Annotated in this window: 13 protein-coding genes; 5 read left to right on the top strand and 8 right to left on the bottom strand. The window is 72.5% G+C overall.

The window, feature by feature from the left end:
* The first annotated feature begins 402 nt into the window (after positions 1-402).
* Together EMA17_RS48730 and EMA17_RS48725 are read left to right on the top strand one after the other, a co-directional pair.
* Entirely contained in the window at positions 403-1,851 is a 1,449-nt protein-coding gene (locus EMA17_RS48730) for an SWIM zinc finger family protein (RefSeq protein WP_246127387.1), read from the top strand.
* Positions 1,848-4,676: a DUF6493 family protein gene (locus tag EMA17_RS48725; protein ID WP_126643643.1), complete on the top strand. Its 2,829-nt coding sequence runs from the start codon at positions 1,848-1,850 to the stop codon at positions 4,674-4,676. Before EMA17_RS48730 ends, EMA17_RS48725 begins: the two co-directional genes overlap by 4 nt.
* 99 nt (positions 4,677-4,775) lie before the next feature.
* Here the strand turns inward: EMA17_RS48725 and EMA17_RS48720 are convergent, their stop codons facing one another.
* Both EMA17_RS48720 and EMA17_RS48715 read right to left on the bottom strand, forming a co-directional pair.
* A complete protein-coding gene (locus tag EMA17_RS48720; protein ID WP_126643642.1) occupies positions 4,776-5,447 on the bottom strand; it encodes an O-methyltransferase in 672 nt (223 codons plus the stop codon).
* A 3-nt stretch (positions 5,448-5,450) separates the two neighbouring features.
* Positions 5,451-6,296: an arylamine N-acetyltransferase family protein gene (locus tag EMA17_RS48715; RefSeq protein WP_126643641.1), complete on the bottom strand. Its 846-nt coding sequence runs from the start codon at positions 6,294-6,296 to the stop codon at positions 5,451-5,453.
* Positions 6,297-6,464: 168 nt separating this feature from the next.
* Here EMA17_RS48715 and EMA17_RS48710 point away from each other — a divergent pair, with 168 nt between their 5' ends.
* Both EMA17_RS48710 and EMA17_RS48705 read left to right on the top strand, forming a co-directional pair.
* Complete coding sequence (locus EMA17_RS48710) at positions 6,465-6,890, top strand: ankyrin repeat domain-containing protein (protein WP_126643640.1); 426 nt, start codon at positions 6,465-6,467, stop codon at positions 6,888-6,890.
* Between the two features lie 77 nt (positions 6,891-6,967).
* Positions 6,968-7,642 (top strand): hypothetical protein, encoded by a 675-nt coding sequence (locus EMA17_RS48705; RefSeq protein ID WP_126643639.1) that lies wholly within the window; start codon positions 6,968-6,970, stop codon positions 7,640-7,642.
* A gap of 40 nt (positions 7,643-7,682) precedes the next feature.
* Here the strand turns inward: EMA17_RS48705 and EMA17_RS48700 are convergent, their stop codons facing one another.
* From EMA17_RS48700 to EMA17_RS48690, 3 genes are all read right to left on the bottom strand, one after another.
* Positions 7,683-9,050, bottom strand: a complete 1,368-nt coding sequence (locus EMA17_RS48700) for a M16 family metallopeptidase (RefSeq protein ID WP_126643638.1) — start codon at positions 9,048-9,050, stop codon at positions 7,683-7,685.
* A complete protein-coding gene (locus tag EMA17_RS48695; protein ID WP_170222381.1) occupies positions 9,047-10,384 on the bottom strand; it encodes a M16 family metallopeptidase in 1,338 nt (445 codons plus the stop codon). Before EMA17_RS48695 ends, EMA17_RS48700 begins: the two co-directional genes overlap by 4 nt.
* A 149-nt stretch (positions 10,385-10,533) precedes the next feature.
* Positions 10,534-10,962 (bottom strand): type II toxin-antitoxin system Rv0910 family toxin, encoded by a 429-nt coding sequence (locus EMA17_RS48690; RefSeq protein WP_160161847.1) that lies wholly within the window; start codon positions 10,960-10,962, stop codon positions 10,534-10,536.
* 170 nt (positions 10,963-11,132) lie between these two features.
* Here EMA17_RS48690 and recD2 point away from each other — a divergent pair, with 170 nt between their 5' ends.
* Complete coding sequence (gene recD2, locus EMA17_RS48685) at positions 11,133-13,388, top strand: SF1B family DNA helicase RecD2 (protein ID WP_126643637.1); 2,256 nt, start codon at positions 11,133-11,135, stop codon at positions 13,386-13,388.
* Positions 13,389-13,483: 95 nt separating this feature from the next.
* On the opposite strand, the gene pssA is transcribed toward recD2, so the two are convergent.
* The 3 genes from pssA to EMA17_RS48670 all read right to left on the bottom strand — a co-directional run bounded on the left by pssA (position 13,484) and on the right by EMA17_RS48670 (position 17,076).
* A complete protein-coding gene (gene pssA / locus EMA17_RS48680) occupies positions 13,484-14,332 on the bottom strand; it encodes a CDP-diacylglycerol--serine O-phosphatidyltransferase (protein WP_078977922.1) in 849 nt (282 codons plus the stop codon).
* Positions 14,319-14,981 (bottom strand): phosphatidylserine decarboxylase, encoded by a 663-nt coding sequence (locus tag EMA17_RS48675; RefSeq protein WP_078977923.1) that lies wholly within the window; start codon positions 14,979-14,981, stop codon positions 14,319-14,321. Before EMA17_RS48675 ends, pssA begins: the two co-directional genes overlap by 14 nt.
* 394 nt (positions 14,982-15,375) lie before the next feature.
* On the bottom strand, positions 15,376-17,076 hold the full coding sequence (locus EMA17_RS48670; RefSeq protein ID WP_126643636.1) for an N-acyl-D-amino-acid deacylase family protein: 1,701 nt from the start codon (positions 17,074-17,076) through the stop codon (positions 15,376-15,378).
* Between the last annotated feature and the right edge of the window lie 445 nt (positions 17,077-17,521).

Below are 17,521 nucleotides of genomic sequence, written 5' to 3'. Positions count from 1 at the left end.
CACCACCCACCCGGATCGACCATGTGCCGCACACTCGGCTTGTCATGTTCGGGCTCCGAGCCCCAGCCGCCCATGCTCGCACAGGTGATACCACCTAATCGATGCCGCGGCACCGCGAATCCCCCTCTACTGCCGGGTAATCCGGAAGTTTCCGACGAACCGACGGCCCGATACGCACGCTACGCGCGCGGTTGGTGACACGCGTCGCATCATGCGCCGACCGAGTGACGTGGGCGCACTCGTGCACTCGGGTGAACCGGTCCGCCTCCTTTCGGCCGAACTCACCGCCGAAGGCGGCACGAAAGCGCCCCGGCGCCCGGGCCGAGACCGCCCGGGAGACCACCCGAGAGGACCCGACAACATCCGATTCCCGCTGTCGGACGGGTTGTCTACGGTCTTCACATGTCCTCCCCGGTACATTCCTTCACCTATCTGCGGCCGTCCGCGCTCGGCGCCGTCGACGGCTCCCCCTCCCTCGGCCTGCAGACCTGCGGCGGGCTCGGTTCGCGCGGCCTGACCCCCTTCCCGCGCTTCTTCTCCGGCTTCCTGACCGCGCCCGAGGCGGCGGCCGGCGGCCTGCTCGCGGTCGCCGACGTCGCGGCGGCGCGCTACTACCAGCCGCTGCGACCGGGTTCGCTGGACCCGGTGGTCACCGGCAACGGGGACCGGCTGCGCTTCGAGTCGTTCTCCGCCTGCTGCGGGGTGCACGCGCGCCTGGACGTGCTGCCGGCCGGCATCGACGGCGAGATGTTCGGCACCGGCACCACCAACGTGGACGTCAACGCGCCGCTGCGCGAGGCGCTGGCCCGGGTCGGCGGCGCCGATCCGCTGCACCTGGCGGTCGGCCCCGACGACGTCACCGTCACCACCTTCGACGGCCCGGTGGTGGAGAAGAAGGTGCCGCTGCCCGAGCGCTGGCTGCGCGGCTTCGCCGAAGTCCAGGTGATCTCGGGCGGGTTCGACCTGCGCGCCGAGGTCGGCGCGGGCGAGGCGGTGCGCTTCCTGCGGGCGCTGCCGCGCGGCTCCCGGCAGGCGCTGTGGGCCGTCCCGGCCGGGCGCTCGCTGCGGCTGACCGCGCGCCCCGTGCCGGGCGCGGTGTGCCTGCCCGGGCCCGATCGCCTCCAGGCGCTCACCAGGCTGCTGCGGCACGCGTCGGCACTCCGTATATACGGACCCGCCGTACAGGCGCGCAGCGCGGCCGTCTCGTCCGCCTGGGAGGTCGAACTGCCGGGCATGCGGCTGACGTTGACGCTGTCCCCGGACCCGGCCCGCGGTTTCTCCGGCGAGGGCGCGGTGCTCACCGGCCTGGCGACCCGGACGAGCGGCGCGGACGCGGACCTGATCTCCGCCCTGCTGGCCTGGGAACCCCGGGTCGAGATCGGCGAGTTGGCCGCCCGCTCGGGCCTGGACACCGAGCGGGTGCGGGCCGCGCTGGTGCGCCTGGGCACCTCGGGCCGGATCGGCTACGACGTCGCCGAGGCGGCCTACTACCACCGCGAGCTGCCCTACGACACCGGCAGTGTGGAGCGGATGAACCCGCGCCTGCGCGACGCGCACGCCCTGGTCGCGGCCGGCGCCGTCACGCTCACCGGCGGAGGCGAGGAGGCCGCGGTGCGCAGCGGGGACCGTACCTACGGCCTGCGGTTGGCCGGGGACGGCAGCTGCACGTGTCAGTGGTGGGCCGAGTATCGGGGCGGGCGCGGGCCCTGCAAACATCTGCTCGCCACGCAGATCGTGCGCGGCCGGGCCGGGGCCGACGCGGGCGGCGGCACGAGCACCGGCTCCGCGATCACCACCGGCACCGCGAACGGCGGCGCGACCGAGAACGCAGCCCAGGAGGCGAACCGATGACCGGCACCACCCCGACCGGCACCCGGCCCACGGGCACGCCCCCCACCGGCGCCGGCCCGACGGGCGGCGCGTCCGCGCGCGAGCCCCTGACGTGGGAGCGGGTGCTCGCGGTCGTGGACGACCCGGGCCGGCACGTGGACGACCCCGCGCCGATCGTGGCGCTGTTCGCGGGCCGCACCGAGGCCGAGCGCCGCGCGCTGTTGCCCGCCTACAAGGAGGCGGTCCGCACCCGCCGCGACGGCAGGCCCGAGGTACGCCCGCTGCGGCCGCTGCGCCACGTCGGCGTCGCGCTCCTGGGCGGCCCCGCCGGCATCGCCCAGTGGCTGCTGCGCGAGGACATGACCTGGCCCGAGAAGTTCGGCCAGGAGGCGATATACACGATCCTCGCCGAGCGCGACCCGGCCTGGACACCCGACATCGCCACCCGCATGGCCGCGCGGCTGCCGCTGGATCCCTGGGGCAATCAGTGGCACGTCGTGGACGCCCTGGTGCGCGGCGCCGGGTTGCCCACGCCGACCACGCCGGGCTTCGTCCTGCGGTGGATGTTCGAGGTGGGCGGCCGGTGGCGCGGCTCGGGGCGCCCGCTCGCCGAGCACCTGGCCGCCGACCGCTACTTCCCGGACCTGCTGCCCGCGCTGTTCGAGGTCGCCGGGGTCGGGCAGAACCTGGACACCCCGACCGGCGGGCCGAACGCCCTGCGGCCGGGCTGGGACACCGCGCTGGCCGCGCTCGCCGACGCCGGGACGATCGAGCGCGACGTGGTCCTGGACGGCTGCCTGTCCAGGCTGCTGCGCGGCGAACGACCCGGCGCACTGCGCGGATTCATCCGCCTGCACGAGGCGCTGGCGCCCACCGACGACGAACTAGCCGCCCGCGTCGACGGCTACCTCCGGCTGCTGCCCGACGCGCCCTCCCCGGTGGCCGCGCTCGCCCAGGCCGCGCTGCGCCGGGTGGACGCCGCGGATCGGCTGGATCCGGAGCGGATCGCCGAGGCGAGTCGCAGCGTGCTCTTCCGCGCCGAGAAGACCCTGGTACGCGCCCAACTCACCTGGTTGGGCACGGCGATCAAGCGGCACCCGGCGCACGCCGGCACCCTGCTCGCCACCGCCTGCACCACGTTCGGCTCGACCGCCGGCGACCTCCAGGAACGCGCCGTCGCGTTGATCGCCAAACACGTCCGCGCGCTGCCCCCCGACCAGGTCGACCTCGTGCTGACCGAGGTACGCGACGCGCTGCCGATGCTCGGCGACGCGATCCGCCCGGAGGCGGCCGCGCTGATCGGCGAAAGCGGGGCGCCGGAGCCGGAGTTCGTGATCCCGCTCGGCCCGCCGCCGGCCCGCGAGCTGCCGCCGCCGATCGCCTCGATGGCCGAACTGGTCGAGGAACTGGCGGTGTTCTTCGGGAGCACCCCCAACCCGTGGGTCAACCCACACGGCCAGGCGACCGACCCGCTGGCGGTGGAGCGGATCGTGGCCGCCCTGCTGCGCGAACACGCCCGGGACCGCCAGGCGTTGCACACCGCGCTGCTCCCGCTCACCGAGCAGCACGGGCACATCGTGCACCAGGACTGGTTCGCCCAGCAGGTCCGGGGCGCGGTCGGCGCCATGGTGGCCGCCGCCACCGGCCACGGCGGCCGACAGGGCTGGTTCCGCAGCCTGTTCGGCAAGGGCGACGCGGCCGAGCACGACCTGATCCCCGGCGAGAAGCGCGACATCGAGCGGATCGCCCCGCCCCAACGTTTCCTGCTCGCCCGGTTGTACGAGGTGGGCACCCGGCTGCGAGTGCCGCACTCCGGCCCCTACCTGGCCGAGATCGCCGACGCGAGCGGTTTCGTGGATCCCGAGGCGCTGGTGGCCGGCCTGGAGACGTGGGAGGCGTCCGGGCACAGTCCCTGGCGGCGCGACGTCGACCAGGCACTGCTGCGGCTGCCGTTCGACCTCGACCCCGCGTCGATCGCCCGCGCCCACCGACTCGCCTCGCCGGCGGGTCTGCGGGTGGCCCGGACGATGGCGGCCGGCGGCCCGGCGCCCGCGCTGGTCGGACGCGGTCGATTCGACCGGATCCACCGCGCGTACTCCGCGCCGAAGGGCGGATGGGTACACAGCGACGGGCCCCTGGCCACGGTGGTCCCCGGCGACCCGGACACCGTGCCGGAGACCGCGCGCGCCGTGTACGGCCTGGCCGACCCGGGCGCCACCGCCCGCAGCTCGGCCTGGTCCGAGGACTCCGGGCCCGACCTGCACTGCTGGCCGCTGCTGCTGCCCCGGGACCGGGACGTGATCGCGGCGCACCTGGCGATCTGTACCCAACGCGGCATCGACGGCACGAGCCGGGGCGCGGAGGTGCTGCCGGCGCTGGCCGAGTCGTTCGGTCCGCTGGGGCCGGGCATGTCGTTGGCCATGGCCTACGCGCTGGGCGCGCAGGCCGCCGAGGACCGCACCGGCGCGGTGGACGCGTTCGTGACGTTGAGCGCCCGGGACGACGCGTGGGACACCGCGGCGCTGGGCCGCGATCTGGGCGAGGCGGTACGCACACGCGGGCTCAAGACCACCCGCGTGGTCGCCTCGCTGCGCGACGCGGCCCGGGCGGGCGCGACGGGCACCGTGTGGGGCACGCTGAGCGGCTTCCTGCCGGACCTGCTGGCCGGGACCAAGGCCACCGGGCTCGGCGACGTGCTCGCGCTCGCCGCGGAGACCGCGGCCGGCTCGGGCGCGCGGGGGGTGTCCATCCCCGGCCTGGCCGAACTCGCCGACCGCAAGGGCTCGTCCCGGGCCGTGGTGGAGGCACGGCGGCTGCGCAAGGTGCTCGGCGGCGACCCGGGCTGAGCCGGGCCGGGCGCACGGTGCCGGACGGATCGGGCCCGATCCGTCCGGCACCGCGGCGTCGGCACGCCGGGCCGGTGCCCGGCGTGCGCCAGGGACGGGTCAGTCCTCGTCGAGCGCCTTCACCCGGGCCAGCGTGATCCCGTCCGCGACCGGCAACATCACCGGCTCCACCCGACGGTCGGCCTTCACGTGCTCGTTGAACGCGTGCACCGCCGCCGGCGTCGGGTCGCCGTTCGGCGCGAGCACCTGCCCGTCGTAGAGCACGTTGTCCGCGATCAGCAGACCGTTCGGCCGCATCCGCGGGACCAGCGCCTCCCAGTAGGAGATGTAGCCGTCCTTGTTCGCGTCGATGAACGCCAGATCGATGTGCGGATGCGAGGGCAGCGCGTCCAGCGTCTCCAGGGCCGGTGCGATCCGCAGGTCGATGCGATCGGCCACGCCCGCCTCCCGCCACGTCTCGCGGGCGATCTCGGTCCACTCCTCGGACACGTCGCAACACAGCAGCCGGCCGTCCGCGGCCAACCCCTTGGCGATGCACAGCGCCGAGTATCCGGTGAAGGTGCCGACCTCGACCGCGACCCGCGGCCGGACCACACCGGAGAGCAGCGTCAACAGCGCGCCCTGCTCGGCGGGCACCTGCAACTGGGCCAACCCGCCCATGCCCCTGGTGCGTTCGATCACCGTGCGCTGCGCCGGGTCGGGCGCCAGGGAGTGGTCCAGGACGTAGTCGTACAGCTCCGGGGTGACGCGCACCTGCTTGTCGAAGGACATCGGTCAATTCTCCTCGGGTCGTTCCGGGCGCTCGGGCGGTTCGGGGAAGGCCGTGTCCCAGGGCAGCAGCAGCCCGAAGTCGCGGACCAGGAGTCGCAGCACCTCGTGATCGTCCGCGAGCCGGCGCTCCTCGGTGGAGCCGTCGCTGCGCACCACGGTCAGCAGCCGGTCCACCACGTAGGCGCGCTCGTGCGGCCCGCTGCGCTGCACCCGCAGGGTGTGCCGGAACGGGGAGCCGGGATGGGTGGCGACGTACCAGTTCGCCACCTCGTAGTCGACCAACTCCCGGCGCTGGAGCGTGAACTCGTAGACGGTGAACCACCCGTCGTCGCCGTACACGGTCTGCAGCAGCCACAGGTCGTGCTCGCGCACCAGCCGGTAGCGCCACGCGCCCTGCGGGCTGGACACCCCCGGCAGCAACGGCAGCGGCTCCAACAGGCCGCCGCTGCCGAAGCCGACGTCGGCGATGTAGGGGTGCGCCTCGCCGGGCACCTCGACCGCGAGCAGTATGTGGGTCAGCGGGCGGACCGCGTCGGAGCCCATCCGCACCCGCGCGGCCAGCCGGGTCACCTCGAAGCCCAGGGCCTCCAACACGCCCGCGAACAGCAGGTTGTGCTCGAAGCAATAACCGCCGCGGCCCTGCCGGACCAGCTTGTCCTCCAGGTCGGCCGGCTCCAGCGAGGGTACGCCGCCCATGACGACCTCGACGTTCTCGAACGGGATGCCGACGACGTGCGCCAGATGCAGCGAACGCAGTGTCGCCCACGTCGGCGCCCGCTCACCGGACCAGCCGATCCGGGCGAAGTACGCGTCGAGGTCCGGATGGTGCTGATGGCGTTGCCGGCGCAAGAGCCGCCTCCTTCGGATCCGGGGCCCGGGGCCGGGCGTGGACCGATTCTCACACGCGTGTCCACGCGGGTGGGACGGCTCGCGCGGCGCGCCACCCGATAGGTTCGGATCGGGTCGCACGGCGGCCCGGCCCGCGCCGTGCGGGCCGTCACGCGCACGGAGGTCGTCATGAGCGAGCAACAGCCCGAGTCGGGGTCGGAGTCGCCGTCCGCGGCGGACGAGCGCGCCATCGAGGAATTGGCCGGGCGGATGTTCGAGGCGGCCCGGGTCGGCGACGCCGAGACGCTGGCCGGCTACGTGGACGGCGGGTTGCCGGCGAACCTGGCCAACGACCGGGGCGACACGCTGGTGATGCTCGCCGCGTACCACGGACACGCCGACGCGGTACGCGCGTTGCTGGACCGCGGCGCGGATCCGGACCGGGCCAACGACCGCGGCCAGACGCCGCTCGCGGGCGCGGTGTTCAAGAACGAGCCGGAGGTGGCGGCGGCGCTGTTGGCGGCCGGCGCCGACCCGGACGCGGGCACGCCGAGCGCGCGCGAGACCGCGCGGATGTTCGGCAAGGAGGACATGCTTTCGGCGACCGGTGGGTAACAAAACCATGACCCTCCGTCAGTTCCCGCCTGCGCCAGGGACAGCCGGGCGCGAGGGAGTCGGGGGAGGCGCACACGATGTCCGACCAGGCCGCGATACCGCGACTCGAGCTGGACGGATTCCCCACGGGTGCGGGGCTGTTGCACCTGCGATCGGATCTTCCCGAGGCCTTGGACGGAACGTTTTCCCCTTGGTGCGATCGACACCACGACGACCTGCTCAAGGTGCCCGGCTTTCGGCGCGCCCGCCGCTTCGTGCTGTGCGGCGCGTTCACCAACGGTGAGGCCGAGGTCGGGCCGCCGGCCGCGCGGTATCTGACCGTGTACGACCTCAAGCACGTGGGTGTGCTCGCCGCCGCCGGCGACGACGTACACGACACCGCCCGCACCCCGCTGCCGCCCGAACTGATCGGCGCGATCACCTCGTCCCGGCTGGACTGCCGCGAGGTGCGGCGCTGGCCCAACGTGTCGGCGAGCCGGCTGTTCCCGGCCGGCGACAAGGTGCTGCACCTGACCGCGCACGGCTCCGGCACCGCGATGGGCCGCTGGTTGCACGAGGAGGCGGTGGCCGAACTCCTGCGCTCACCGGGCGCGGTGGGTCTGCGCTGGTTCGACGCGGGCAGCGGTCTGCACGTGCTGCTGTGCGAGGTGAGCGGCCCGATGTGGCCGCTCCCCCCGCACGTGCCACAGGACCTGGGCCCGGCGGTATGGAGCGGCTACCGCCAGGTGTACCTGGCCGACGCCCCCACCTGACCGAGGGTCCCGCTCGGCCGAGCCCCCTGAAAACCCGGCGTCACACCTCGGAGCGCACCACCTCGAACCCGGCCGCCTCCAGGTCCGGGACCACCCGCGAGGCGTCGCCCTCGACCACGACGGCAAGCTCGTCGGGCCGCAGATGGGTCGCCGCCGCACGAGAGACCGCGGCCCGGTCCGTGGACCCGATCTCCGCGTACTCACGCGTCACATGGTCGTCCGGAAGGCCGTGCACGATCGCCTCGATCAACCTGCCGCCGATGCCGCCCGGCGTCTGCAGATTGATCGGCATGCTGCCGAGCGCGTGGGCCCGCGTCGCGGCGAGTTCGTCGGCGGTGACCCCGTCGGAGTGCATGCGGCGGATCTCGGCGATCGTGTCCACCACCGCCGCCGCGGTGACCTCGGTGTGCACCGCGGCGGACATCGTGAACGAGCCCGAGCGGCGACCGTGTCCGAAGCTCGCGTGCGCGCCGTAGGTGTAGCCCTTGACCTCGCGCAGCAGGTGGTTGAGCCGGGAGCCGAAGCTGCCGCCCAGCACCTCGGCGCACAACTCGACGGCGATCAGGTCCGGAGTCGAGCGCGGTGCCGCGGTGTGCCCGATCCGCAACACGGACTGCACCGCGCCGGGGCGGTCCACCACGATCGCCTGCCGGGTCGAGGGCGCACCGGTGAACTCGGCGAGTTCGGCGGGGCGTCCGGTGCCGGTCGCGCCCGTGAAGGCGATCGTGCCCAGCGCCTCCAGGTCGATCGTGTCCAGGTCGCCGACCACCGCCAGGGTGCCGGGCGCGGTCATCCGGTCCGCGTGGAAGGCCCGGATCGCGTCCGCGGTCAGCGCGGCGGCGGTGTCCGGGGTGCCGCCGAGCACCCCGCCGAGCCGGTGTCCCGGCCCGAACAGGGCCTGCCGGAAGGCGAGTTGGGCGCGGGTACCGGGCTGCGCCCAGGCGGTCTTCAGGGAGCGCACGTGGTCGGCGAGGAAACGCTCGACGTCGGCGTCGGTGAAGGCCGGGCGGCGGATCGCCTCGGCGACCAGGTCCAGGCCCGCGGTGAGCCGGTCGGCGGGCAGGTCGACGCCCACCTCCTGGGTCTCCCACCCGCAGGCGATCCGCCACTGCGCGCCCAGCGCCTCGACGGCCAGGCCGAACGCGTCGGCGTCGCGGTCCAGGCTGCCCTCGTCGAGCAGTGAGCAGGTGATCCGGGCCAGCCCGTCCAGGCCGACCGGTTCGTGCAGCGCGCCGCTCTCCATGACCGACTTGGCCCAGGCCAGGCGGTGTCCGGGCAGGTGCGCGCCGACCACCTCGCCGCCGGCCACGGTGACCCGGCGGACCTCGGGGAAGCGGTACGGGCGCGGCTCGGTGCCGGTGGGCCGCTCGGCGACCAGGGTGTGTCGGGTCCCGACGTGTGCGCTCATGCGGCGGCCTCCGGCTCGTCCGTGTCGATCCCGGCGCCCGCCTCGGCGGCCTCGGGCAGGAACTCCAGCACGATGCGGTTGTCCGCGTGCAGGATCTCGCGGGCGACGCGGCGCACGTCGTCGGTGGTGACCGCGAGCAGGTGGTCGAGGTGGTCGCGGATCGACTCGGCGTCGCCGAATCGTGTGGTGAAGCGGCCGATCGCGTCGGCCCGGCCGCCGGCGGTGGACAACTCGCGCAGCCAGTCGCCGGCGAGCATCGCCCGGACCCGGTCGAGTTCGGCCTCGGTCACCCCCTCGTCCGCCACCCGGTCGCACACCGCGACATACGCGTCGAGGAGTTCGCCGGGGTCGGTGCCCTCGCTCGGCGCGCACGAGCCCATCAGGACCGACTCGTGGTTGAGGTAGCCCCACGCGGACAGGAACGCGCCGGTGGACTGGGCCAGGTTGCGGGCGGTGACCAGTTCGCGGTACAGCCGGCTGCCCCGGCCGCGCCCGACGACCGCCGCGAGCACGGTCGAGGCGGGCCCGTCCGGGGTGCCGAAGCGCGGTGCCCGGTGGCACAGGAACAGGCGCGGTGTGGGTACGTCCCGATACACCGTCACGTGCCGCCCGGCGCCGAAGCGGGCGGGCAGCGGGTCGGGGGAGGGCTGCGGGAAGGAGCCGCGCGGGGCGATCCCGCCGAAGTAGCGTTCGGCGAGCGCGACCACCCGCTCCGGATCGACGTCCCCGACCACGGTCAGCACCGCGTTGTCCGGCGCGTAGTAGGTCTCGTGGAAGGCGGTGAAGTCGGCCAGTTCGGCGCTGTCCAACTCCTCCATCGAACCGATCGTGGACGTCGCGTAGGGGTGGCCCGCCGGGTAGGCGAGGGCCGTCATCTCCTCGCTCCAGGTCCCGTACGGCACGTTGTCGTAGCGCTGCCGGCGCTCGTTCTTGACCACCTCGCGCTGGTTGTCCAGGGTCTCCTGGGTCAGCGCGAGCGAGCCCATCCGGTCGGCCTCCAGCCACAGCGCGAGGTCGAGCCGGCCCGAGGGCACCGTCTGGTAGTAGTTGGTCCGGTCCGGGTTGGTCGAGGCGTTGATGCCGTCGCCGCCGCAGCCCTCGACGGCGGCGAAGTGGCCGCCCTTGTCGACGTGTGCCGAGCCCTCGAACATCAGGTGCTCGAAGAGGTGGGCGAAGCCGTGCTTGCCCTCCACCTCGTGCCGCGAACCCACGTCGTACCAGAGGTTGACCGCGGCGAGCGGCACCGTGGTGTCGGGGCAGACCACCACACGCAGACCGTTGGCGAGCCTGGTCCGGTGCAGGGCCCACGGGAAGTGGGCGGAAGTTGACGGCACGTCAGGTTCCTCCGGGGGTGCGGCGATCGACGACGGACCGCCATTGTTCCAGGCGGGCGCCGCGAGCGGGCGCGACCCAGGACGCACGACGACCACCCGCCCGGGTGCGTGTCCGGGGCGGGTGGTCGTCGTGCGTGGTGTGCGGGGAGTTACTTGACGAGCGCGGCGAACTTGGCCAGCGACTCGATCAGCGCCTCCTGGGTGGCCTTGGTGACCTTGCCGGCCATCATCTGCACCGCGCCGCCCTTGACCTCGGACTCGATCCGCAGGATCGAACCGTCGCCGGACGCCTCGACGATGAAGATCTCGGTCATGATCACGCCCATCGGGCCCTTGCCGTCGAGCGCGAGGGACTTGCCCGCCTCGACGTCCTTGATCGTCCACTTGATGTCCGCCGGGAAGCCCATCAGCTTCATCTTCTCGTCGTACGCCACGCCGGCTTCGAGCTTCTCCGGGGCGCCGTTCGGGAACTCGACGTGCGGGACCATCCATTCGCCGAAGACGCTGTAGTCGGTCAGCTTCGCCCACACGGCCTCGGGACTGGCAGCGACCTCGACCTGCTCGTTGATGACGGGCATGCGTGTGTCCTCACGGTTTCGATCTGTTTCGATCTGCGGAGAGCTTGCGGCTCGGAGCATGGAGTGCACGGAACGTACCGCCGATATGTGACACAGTCAATGGTGTCGGGAAGCAAAAAGAGAACGTGTTCTAGTTCTCATGTCGCCCCCGTTGACTACGCTCGGGCGGCATGACGAGCACGCTGCCGGGGATACCGCCCGGCCCGGAAACCGGGGCCGAAGGAGGGGCCGTCCTCGAGGCCGTGCTGGAGCGCATCACGTACCAGAACGACGAGAACGGCTGGACCGTCGCCCGGGTGGACACCGGCCGCGGCGGCACCGAACTGCTCACCGTGGTCGGTGCGCTGCTCGGCGCGCAGCCCGGCGAGTCGATCCGGATGCGCGGCCGGTGGGGCAGTCATCCGCAGTTCGGCAAGCAGTTCCAGGTCGAATCGTTCAGCACCGTGCTGCCGGCCACCGTGCAGGGCATCCGCCGCTATCTCGGCTCCGGGCTGATCAAGGGCATCGGCCCCAAGACCGCCGACCGGATCGTCGAGCACTTCGGGGTGCGCTCGCTCGACGTGATCGACGAGGACGCCGGCCAACTCATCCAGGTCCCGGGCCTGGGTCCCAAGCGCACCAAGCTGATCGCCGCCGCGTGGGAGGAGCAGAAGGCGATCAAGGAGGTGATGGTCTTCCTCCAGGGCATCGGCATCTCCACCTCCCCGGCGGTGCGGATCTTCAAGGAGTACGGCGACGCGTCGATCACCGTGGTGCGCACCGAGCCCTACCGGCTCGCCGCCGACGTGTGGGGGATCGGCTTCAAGACCGCCGACGCGATCGCCAAGGCGGTCGGGATACCGCACGACGCGCCGCAGCGGATCAAGGCCGGCCTGCAGTACACGCTGTCCGAGGGCTCCGACAGCGGCCACTGCTACCTGCCCGCCGACGTCCTGGTCGCCGAGGCGGTGAAGATCCTCGACGTGCCCTCCGACCTCGTGGTGCGCTGCCTGAACGACCTGATCGGGGAGGAGGGCGTGGTCTGCGAGGAACTGCCCGGCCCGGTCACCGTGTCCGGCACCCAGGGGGATCCGGTCCAGGCGGTCTACCTGGTGCCGTTCCACCGCGCCGAACTCTCCCTCGCCGGGCGGGTGCGCGCGTTGCTGGGCGCGCGCGAGGACCGGCTGGCCGCGTTCGCCGACCTGGACTGGCCCCGGGCGCTGACCTGGCTGCGCGGCCGGACCGGCACGGCGCTGGCGCCCGAGCAGGAGCAGGCCGTACGGCTCGCGCTGACCGGCAAGGTCGCGGTGCTCACCGGCGGCCCGGGCTGCGGCAAGAGCTTCACCGTACGATCCGTGGTCGAACTGGCCCGCGCGCGCGGCGCGAAGGTGATCCTGGCCGCGCCCACCGGCCGGGCCGCCAAGCGGCTCGCCGAGCTGACCGGGTGCGAAGCGGCCACCGTGCACCGGCTGTTGCAGCTCCAGCCCGGCGGCAACGCGGCCTACGACCAGGACAAGCCGCTCGACGCCGACCTCGTGGTGGTCGACGAGGCGTCGATGCTGGACCTGCTGCTCGCGAACAAGCTGATCAAGGCGATACCGGCCGGCGCGCACGTGTTGTTCGTGGGCGACGTGGACCAGTTGCCCAGCGTCGGCGCCGGCGAGGTGCTCCGCGATTTGCTCGCGGCCGAGCGGGTGCCCCGGGTGCGGTTGACCCAGATCTTCCGCCAGGCCCAGCAGTCGGGCGTGGTGACCAACGCACACCGGATCAACGCCGGCCGCCCGCCGCTCACCGACGGGCTGAGCGACTTCTTCCTGTTCCCGGCCGAGGAGACCGAGGACGCGGCCACGCTGACCGTGGACGTGGTCGCCCGGCGCATCCCGCGCAAGTTCGGTCTGGACCCGCGCCGCGACATCCAGGTGCTCGCCCCGATGCACCGCGGCCCCGCCGGCGCCGGCGCGCTCAACCTGCTGCTCCAGCAGGCGCTCACCCCCTCGCGCGAGGGCCTGCCGGAGAAGCGGTTCGGCGGGCGCGTCTTCCGGGTCGGCGACAAGGTCACCCAGATCCGCAACAACTACGACAAGGGCGCCAACGGCGTCTTCAACGGCACCGGCGGGGTGGTGATCGCGCTGTCCCCCGAAGAGCAGAAGCTGGTGGTGCGCACCGAGGAGGACGAGGAGGTCGACTACGACTTCGCCGAACTCGACGAGCTGTCGCACGCGTACGCGGTGACCATCCACCGCTCCCAGGGCAGCGAGTATCCGGCGGTGGTGGTGCCGGTGACCACGGGCGCCTGGATGATGCTCCAGCGCAATCTGCTCTATACCGCGATCACCCGCGCCAAGCGCCTGGTGGTCCTGGTCGGCTCGCGGCGCGCGCTCGGCCAGGCGGTGCGGACGGTGTCGGCGGGCAAACGGTTCACGGGGCTGGCGCACCGGTTGCGGTAGGGGTGGGCCGGGCCCCGGTGGCCGGGCTCCGGGCCCGGAAACGCCGGACGCCGCCACCCCGAGGGGTGACGGCGTCCGAAGCGGTGGTGCGGGTGCTAGCGGATCATCCGCAGGCCGATGCGCTCCACGCCCTTGCGGGCCATCGCCATCGCGGGCACGAGCAGGGCCAGGGTGACCTGGGTGGTCGCGCCCATGTTGAGCATCCACTCGCTGCCCGGCGCGTCGGCCGCCCAGGCGATCAGGCAGCTCATGCTCAGCCCGATCCCGGCCATGACCAGGATCGCCATGTTGCCCTGCGGCTTGGGGTACTCGATCCGACTGACCATCAGCCCGGACACGGCCACGATCAGCACCGCGGCCGGCGTGAACGGCAGGTCGAGCAGCACGATCGAGACGACCGTCATCGCGCCCATCGGGATGGGCATGCCCTGGAACACCCCCGGGCGTCCCGGCGTGGTCGCGAATCTGGCCAGCCGCAGGACACCGGCGATCAGTACCGACAGCGCCACCAGTACCGCGGCCGGCGCCTGGCCCGCGTTCACCGGCACGGCGGCCCAGGTGACCACGAAGAACGCCGGCGCGACACCGAAGGTGATCACGTCCGCGAGGTTGTCCAGCTGCGCGCCGAGCGAGGACATCCGCAGCTTGCGGGCGACCATGCCGTCACACAGGTCGCACAACGCGCCGACCAGCATCAGCACGACGGCCGCCGCCATGCCGCGCTCGGCCGAGACGCCGACGTCGCCGCCGCGCTGCGCCATCACCGAGCAGGCGAGGAAGTAGATCGCCATGAACCCGCAGGCCGCGTTGCCCAGCGTGAGCACGTCGGCGACCGAGATCCGCGAGGACAGGCACGCCTGCGGATCGTCCTCGACCGGGGTGCCCAGGATGTTCAGCTCGGCGACATCCAGGTCGGCCGTATCGTCGTAGTCAGTCCCGGTCAAGACGTGTCTCTCCCGCCGTCGTCCGTTGTCCCACGGTCACCGCGGGCTCGACGCCCGGCGGCAGGTACACGTCCACGCGCGAGCCGAACCGGATCAGGCCGATGCGGTCGCCGCGGGCGACCTCGGTACCCGGCTCCAGGTACGGCACGATGCGCCGTGCGACGGTGCCGGCGATCTGCACCAGCTCCACGTCGCCGATCGCGGTGTCGAAGATCCACACAACGCGCTCGTTGTGTTCGCTTTCCTTGTTGAACGCCGGAACGAATCCGCCGGCCTTGTGCTCCACGGACTTCACGACGCCGTCGAGCGGCGCACGGTTCACGTGCACGTTCAACGGGCTCATGAACGTCGCGACCCGGGTGCGGCCGTCGGGCCAGGGGTCGATGCTCTGGACCACGCCGTCGGCCGAGGCGATCACGCCGTCGCCGATGACGCGCTCCGGGTCACGGAAGAACCACAGCATGCCACCGGTGAGCGCCAGCGTCGGCACGGCCGCGAGGGCCCAGCGCCGGTTGCGCAGTGCGGCCAAACCGGTCAACGCGCCGGTCACGGCCGTCGGCACCAGCCAGGGAGAAGCTCCCTTGGCCAGGCGCGGCCGTTGCGTCGGCACGAACCCCGCCGAAGCCGGCGAGGGGGAATCGTCACTCATCGAGAACCTTTGTCGGGGGGCGTGCCCGTCGGTAACGGGCGGCACTCGGCGGATGCTACCTAGACGGAGGGCCATCGCGCTTCCGGCGGTGATTGCTCACGACGTACCGACATTGCCCAAACCAGCGTATTTCGGACGCTGATCGAGCCATTTTCGGTCGTGGAACCGGTTGCCCGTATCCACAAGGTTGCCCTCCGCGCATGCCCGCTGTGAAGAGGCCCCGGGTCCCGCTCCCCGTACGCGGTCCGTGGCATCGATCACGTTGGCCGTAGCGTCCCTGTGGCGCCTGCCCCATGGTGAAGGCCAGGCCGGATCGTCACAAAACCGTGACACGGCGGAGGATCGGTGACCCGCCGCCGTGTTCCAAGGGTAAGGGGAGTTATGTGACGTTCCGTCAGTCGGGCAACGAGACAAGTCCGACCATCGTGCCCGGCCGCTCCCCGGTGGGCTCGGCGTCGAGCACGGTGGGCACGCCGCGCACGATGGTGGCCCGTACCCCGGCCGGTCCGCGCGTGAAGCGCCACGAGCCGTCCGGATTGTCGTAGCGCTTCTCCTCGGGCCGCACCTCGATCTCGTCGAGCGCGAACACCACGAGGTCGCCGGCCAGGCCGGGGGCGATCACGCCCCGGTCGCCCAGGCCGAAGAAGCCGGCGAGCTTGCCGGTGAGGTTGTGCACCGCCTGCTCGACGCTCAGCAGGCCGGTGTCGCGCACGTAGCGGGTGAGCAGGTAGACGTTCTCGCCGGAACCGCAGAACAGTTGCAGGTGCGCGCCGGAGTCGTTGATGTTGGTCAGCGTGTGCGGCTCGGCGAACAGGCCGGCCACGACCGGCTCGTCGAACGCGTCCGGGATGCCGCGCAGGCAGGACAGGATCCCGTTGTGGCCGATCCAGGTGGCCAGCGCGTCGGAGATGTGCAGCCCCTCCCGGTCGGCGTACTCCTTGAGCGAGATGCCCAGCGGGCCGTGCCCGGTCTCCGAGATGGCCAGGATCAGCGACTCGGGACGATCCAGTCGAGATGTCGACGACGAGACCCGGTTGTCCCAGTCCTCGCGGGCCTGGGCCCGCCACTGCGGATCGGCCAGGGTGGCGAGCTTGGTCTCGGCCGGACCGTTGATCCAGTGGTTCCACGCGGCGACCCGCTGGAAGGTGAGCGCACGCTCGAAATTGAAGAACGGCTCCAGCGGTTTGTGCGGCACGTTGGGCCAGAAGTCGACGCCCTCGGCGCGCAGCCTGCGGTGCAGCGCGATGGTCTGTTCGCGCAGGTAGTCCTCCCGAACGGTGGACGGGATGGCGGTCCACTGGGCCCGGATCCCGCGCGGCTTGCAGATGCGGGCGAAGCGCTCCACGTCGGCGTCGATGTTGTCCGGTTCGTTGAACCGGGTGATCAGTTGGAGGGTGGCCCCGGGGTGCCGGGCGAGTACGTCGGCCAGCGCCTCGAACTCGGCGTCCTCGGCGAGCCGCGTGGGCACGGGCTCGAGGTAGCGGTCCTTGTCGAAGACATTGGTCGACAAGCCGATAGCTCCATGAGTCAACGACTCGTCAAGCAGCGCGGCCATCTCGGCGATCTCCTCGGCGGTCGCCGCACGCGCCCAGGACGCCTCCGCGCCCATCACCGTGGTGCGCAGGGTCAGATGCCCGACGAACCCGGCCACGTTGACCGATACCGCCTGCCCCTCGACCGCGCGGCGGTACTCCGGCCAGCGCTCCCACGTCCACGGCACCTTGTCCTGGAAGGCGGAGAGCGGAAGGTCCTCCAGGAAGCAGAACAGATCGAGCACGGGCCCACGTGCACTCTCCCGCAACGGCGCCACCGACATCCCGCAGTTGCCGAACACGACGGTGGTGGTGCCGTAGGCGGGCAGCGGATCCAGATCCGGGTTCCACCACATGGCCCCGTCGACGTGCGTATGCGCCTCGATGAACCCGGGGGCGACATAGGCCCCGTCCGCCTCGACGACCCGCTCACCGTTCCCGACCGGGACCAGCCCGGGCCCGACCTCGACGATCACGCCGCCCCTGATCCGCACGTCGGCGGGGGTAGGAGGCGCTCCGGTCCCGTCGACGACAGTGCCTCCGCGTACGAGCAGATCGGCCATGGGCCTTCTCCCTATCACTTGTGCCGGATTACCTGTGCCGGATTGCCAGCGCCCCTGTGGATTTACGTTACGTGTTGTAACTTAACCTGGTGAACTATTCAAGGGAGGCGAACGGTTGGCACGGGGGCGGGAGGGAGGGGTGGAGCGGGGCCGGCCAGGGTCGTGGGGTGGGCCGCCGGCGGCGTGCGGGGCTCCGGGGCGGGGGCTTTCGGCGAGACGGGCGCGTCGCTCACTGAAAAGCGGCCTGCAGCGGCGGGCGGGGTGGGCGGTCGGGTCGGGTTCGCCGGGCGTGCGTTTCCGGGTGGGTCGGGTCTTTTTCGGCGGGCGTTGGGCTTTGGGTTGCGGGTGGCCGGTGCGGGGCTGGTCCGGGTCGCGGGGTGGGCCGGCGGCGGCGTGCGGGGTTCCGAGACTCCGGGCTTGCGGTGAGACGGCCGTGTTGCTCACC

The sequence above is a fragment of the Embleya hyalina genome, assembly GCF_003967355.1.
Classification (GTDB): Bacteria; Actinomycetota; Actinomycetes; order Streptomycetales; family Streptomycetaceae; genus Embleya; species Embleya hyalina.
This window is presented reverse-complemented; position numbering and strand designations above follow the sequence as displayed.

Coding starts and splice junctions, on each gene's coding strand:
- EMA17_RS48730 (WP_246127387.1), top strand. CDS start 403: ATGTCCTCCCCGGTACATTCCTTCACCTATCTGCGGCCGTCCGCGCTC.
- EMA17_RS48725 (WP_126643643.1), top strand. CDS start 1,848: ATGACCGGCACCACCCCGACCGGCACCCGGCCCACGGGCACGCCCCCC.
- EMA17_RS48720 (WP_126643642.1), bottom strand. CDS start 5,447: ATGTCCTTCGACAAGCAGGTGCGCGTCACCCCGGAGCTGTACGACTAC.
- EMA17_RS48710 (WP_126643640.1), top strand. CDS start 6,465: ATGAGCGAGCAACAGCCCGAGTCGGGGTCGGAGTCGCCGTCCGCGGCG.
- EMA17_RS48705 (WP_126643639.1), top strand. CDS start 6,968: ATGTCCGACCAGGCCGCGATACCGCGACTCGAGCTGGACGGATTCCCC.
- EMA17_RS48700 (WP_126643638.1), bottom strand. CDS start 9,050: ATGAGCGCACACGTCGGGACCCGACACACCCTGGTCGCCGAGCGGCCC.
- EMA17_RS48690 (WP_160161847.1), bottom strand. CDS start 10,962: ATGCCCGTCATCAACGAGCAGGTCGAGGTCGCTGCCAGTCCCGAGGCC.
- recD2 (WP_126643637.1), top strand. CDS start 11,133: ATGACGAGCACGCTGCCGGGGATACCGCCCGGCCCGGAAACCGGGGCC.
- EMA17_RS48675 (WP_078977923.1), bottom strand. CDS start 14,981: ATGAGTGACGATTCCCCCTCGCCGGCTTCGGCGGGGTTCGTGCCGACG.
- EMA17_RS48670 (WP_126643636.1), bottom strand. CDS start 17,076: ATGGCCGATCTGCTCGTACGCGGAGGCACTGTCGTCGACGGGACCGGA.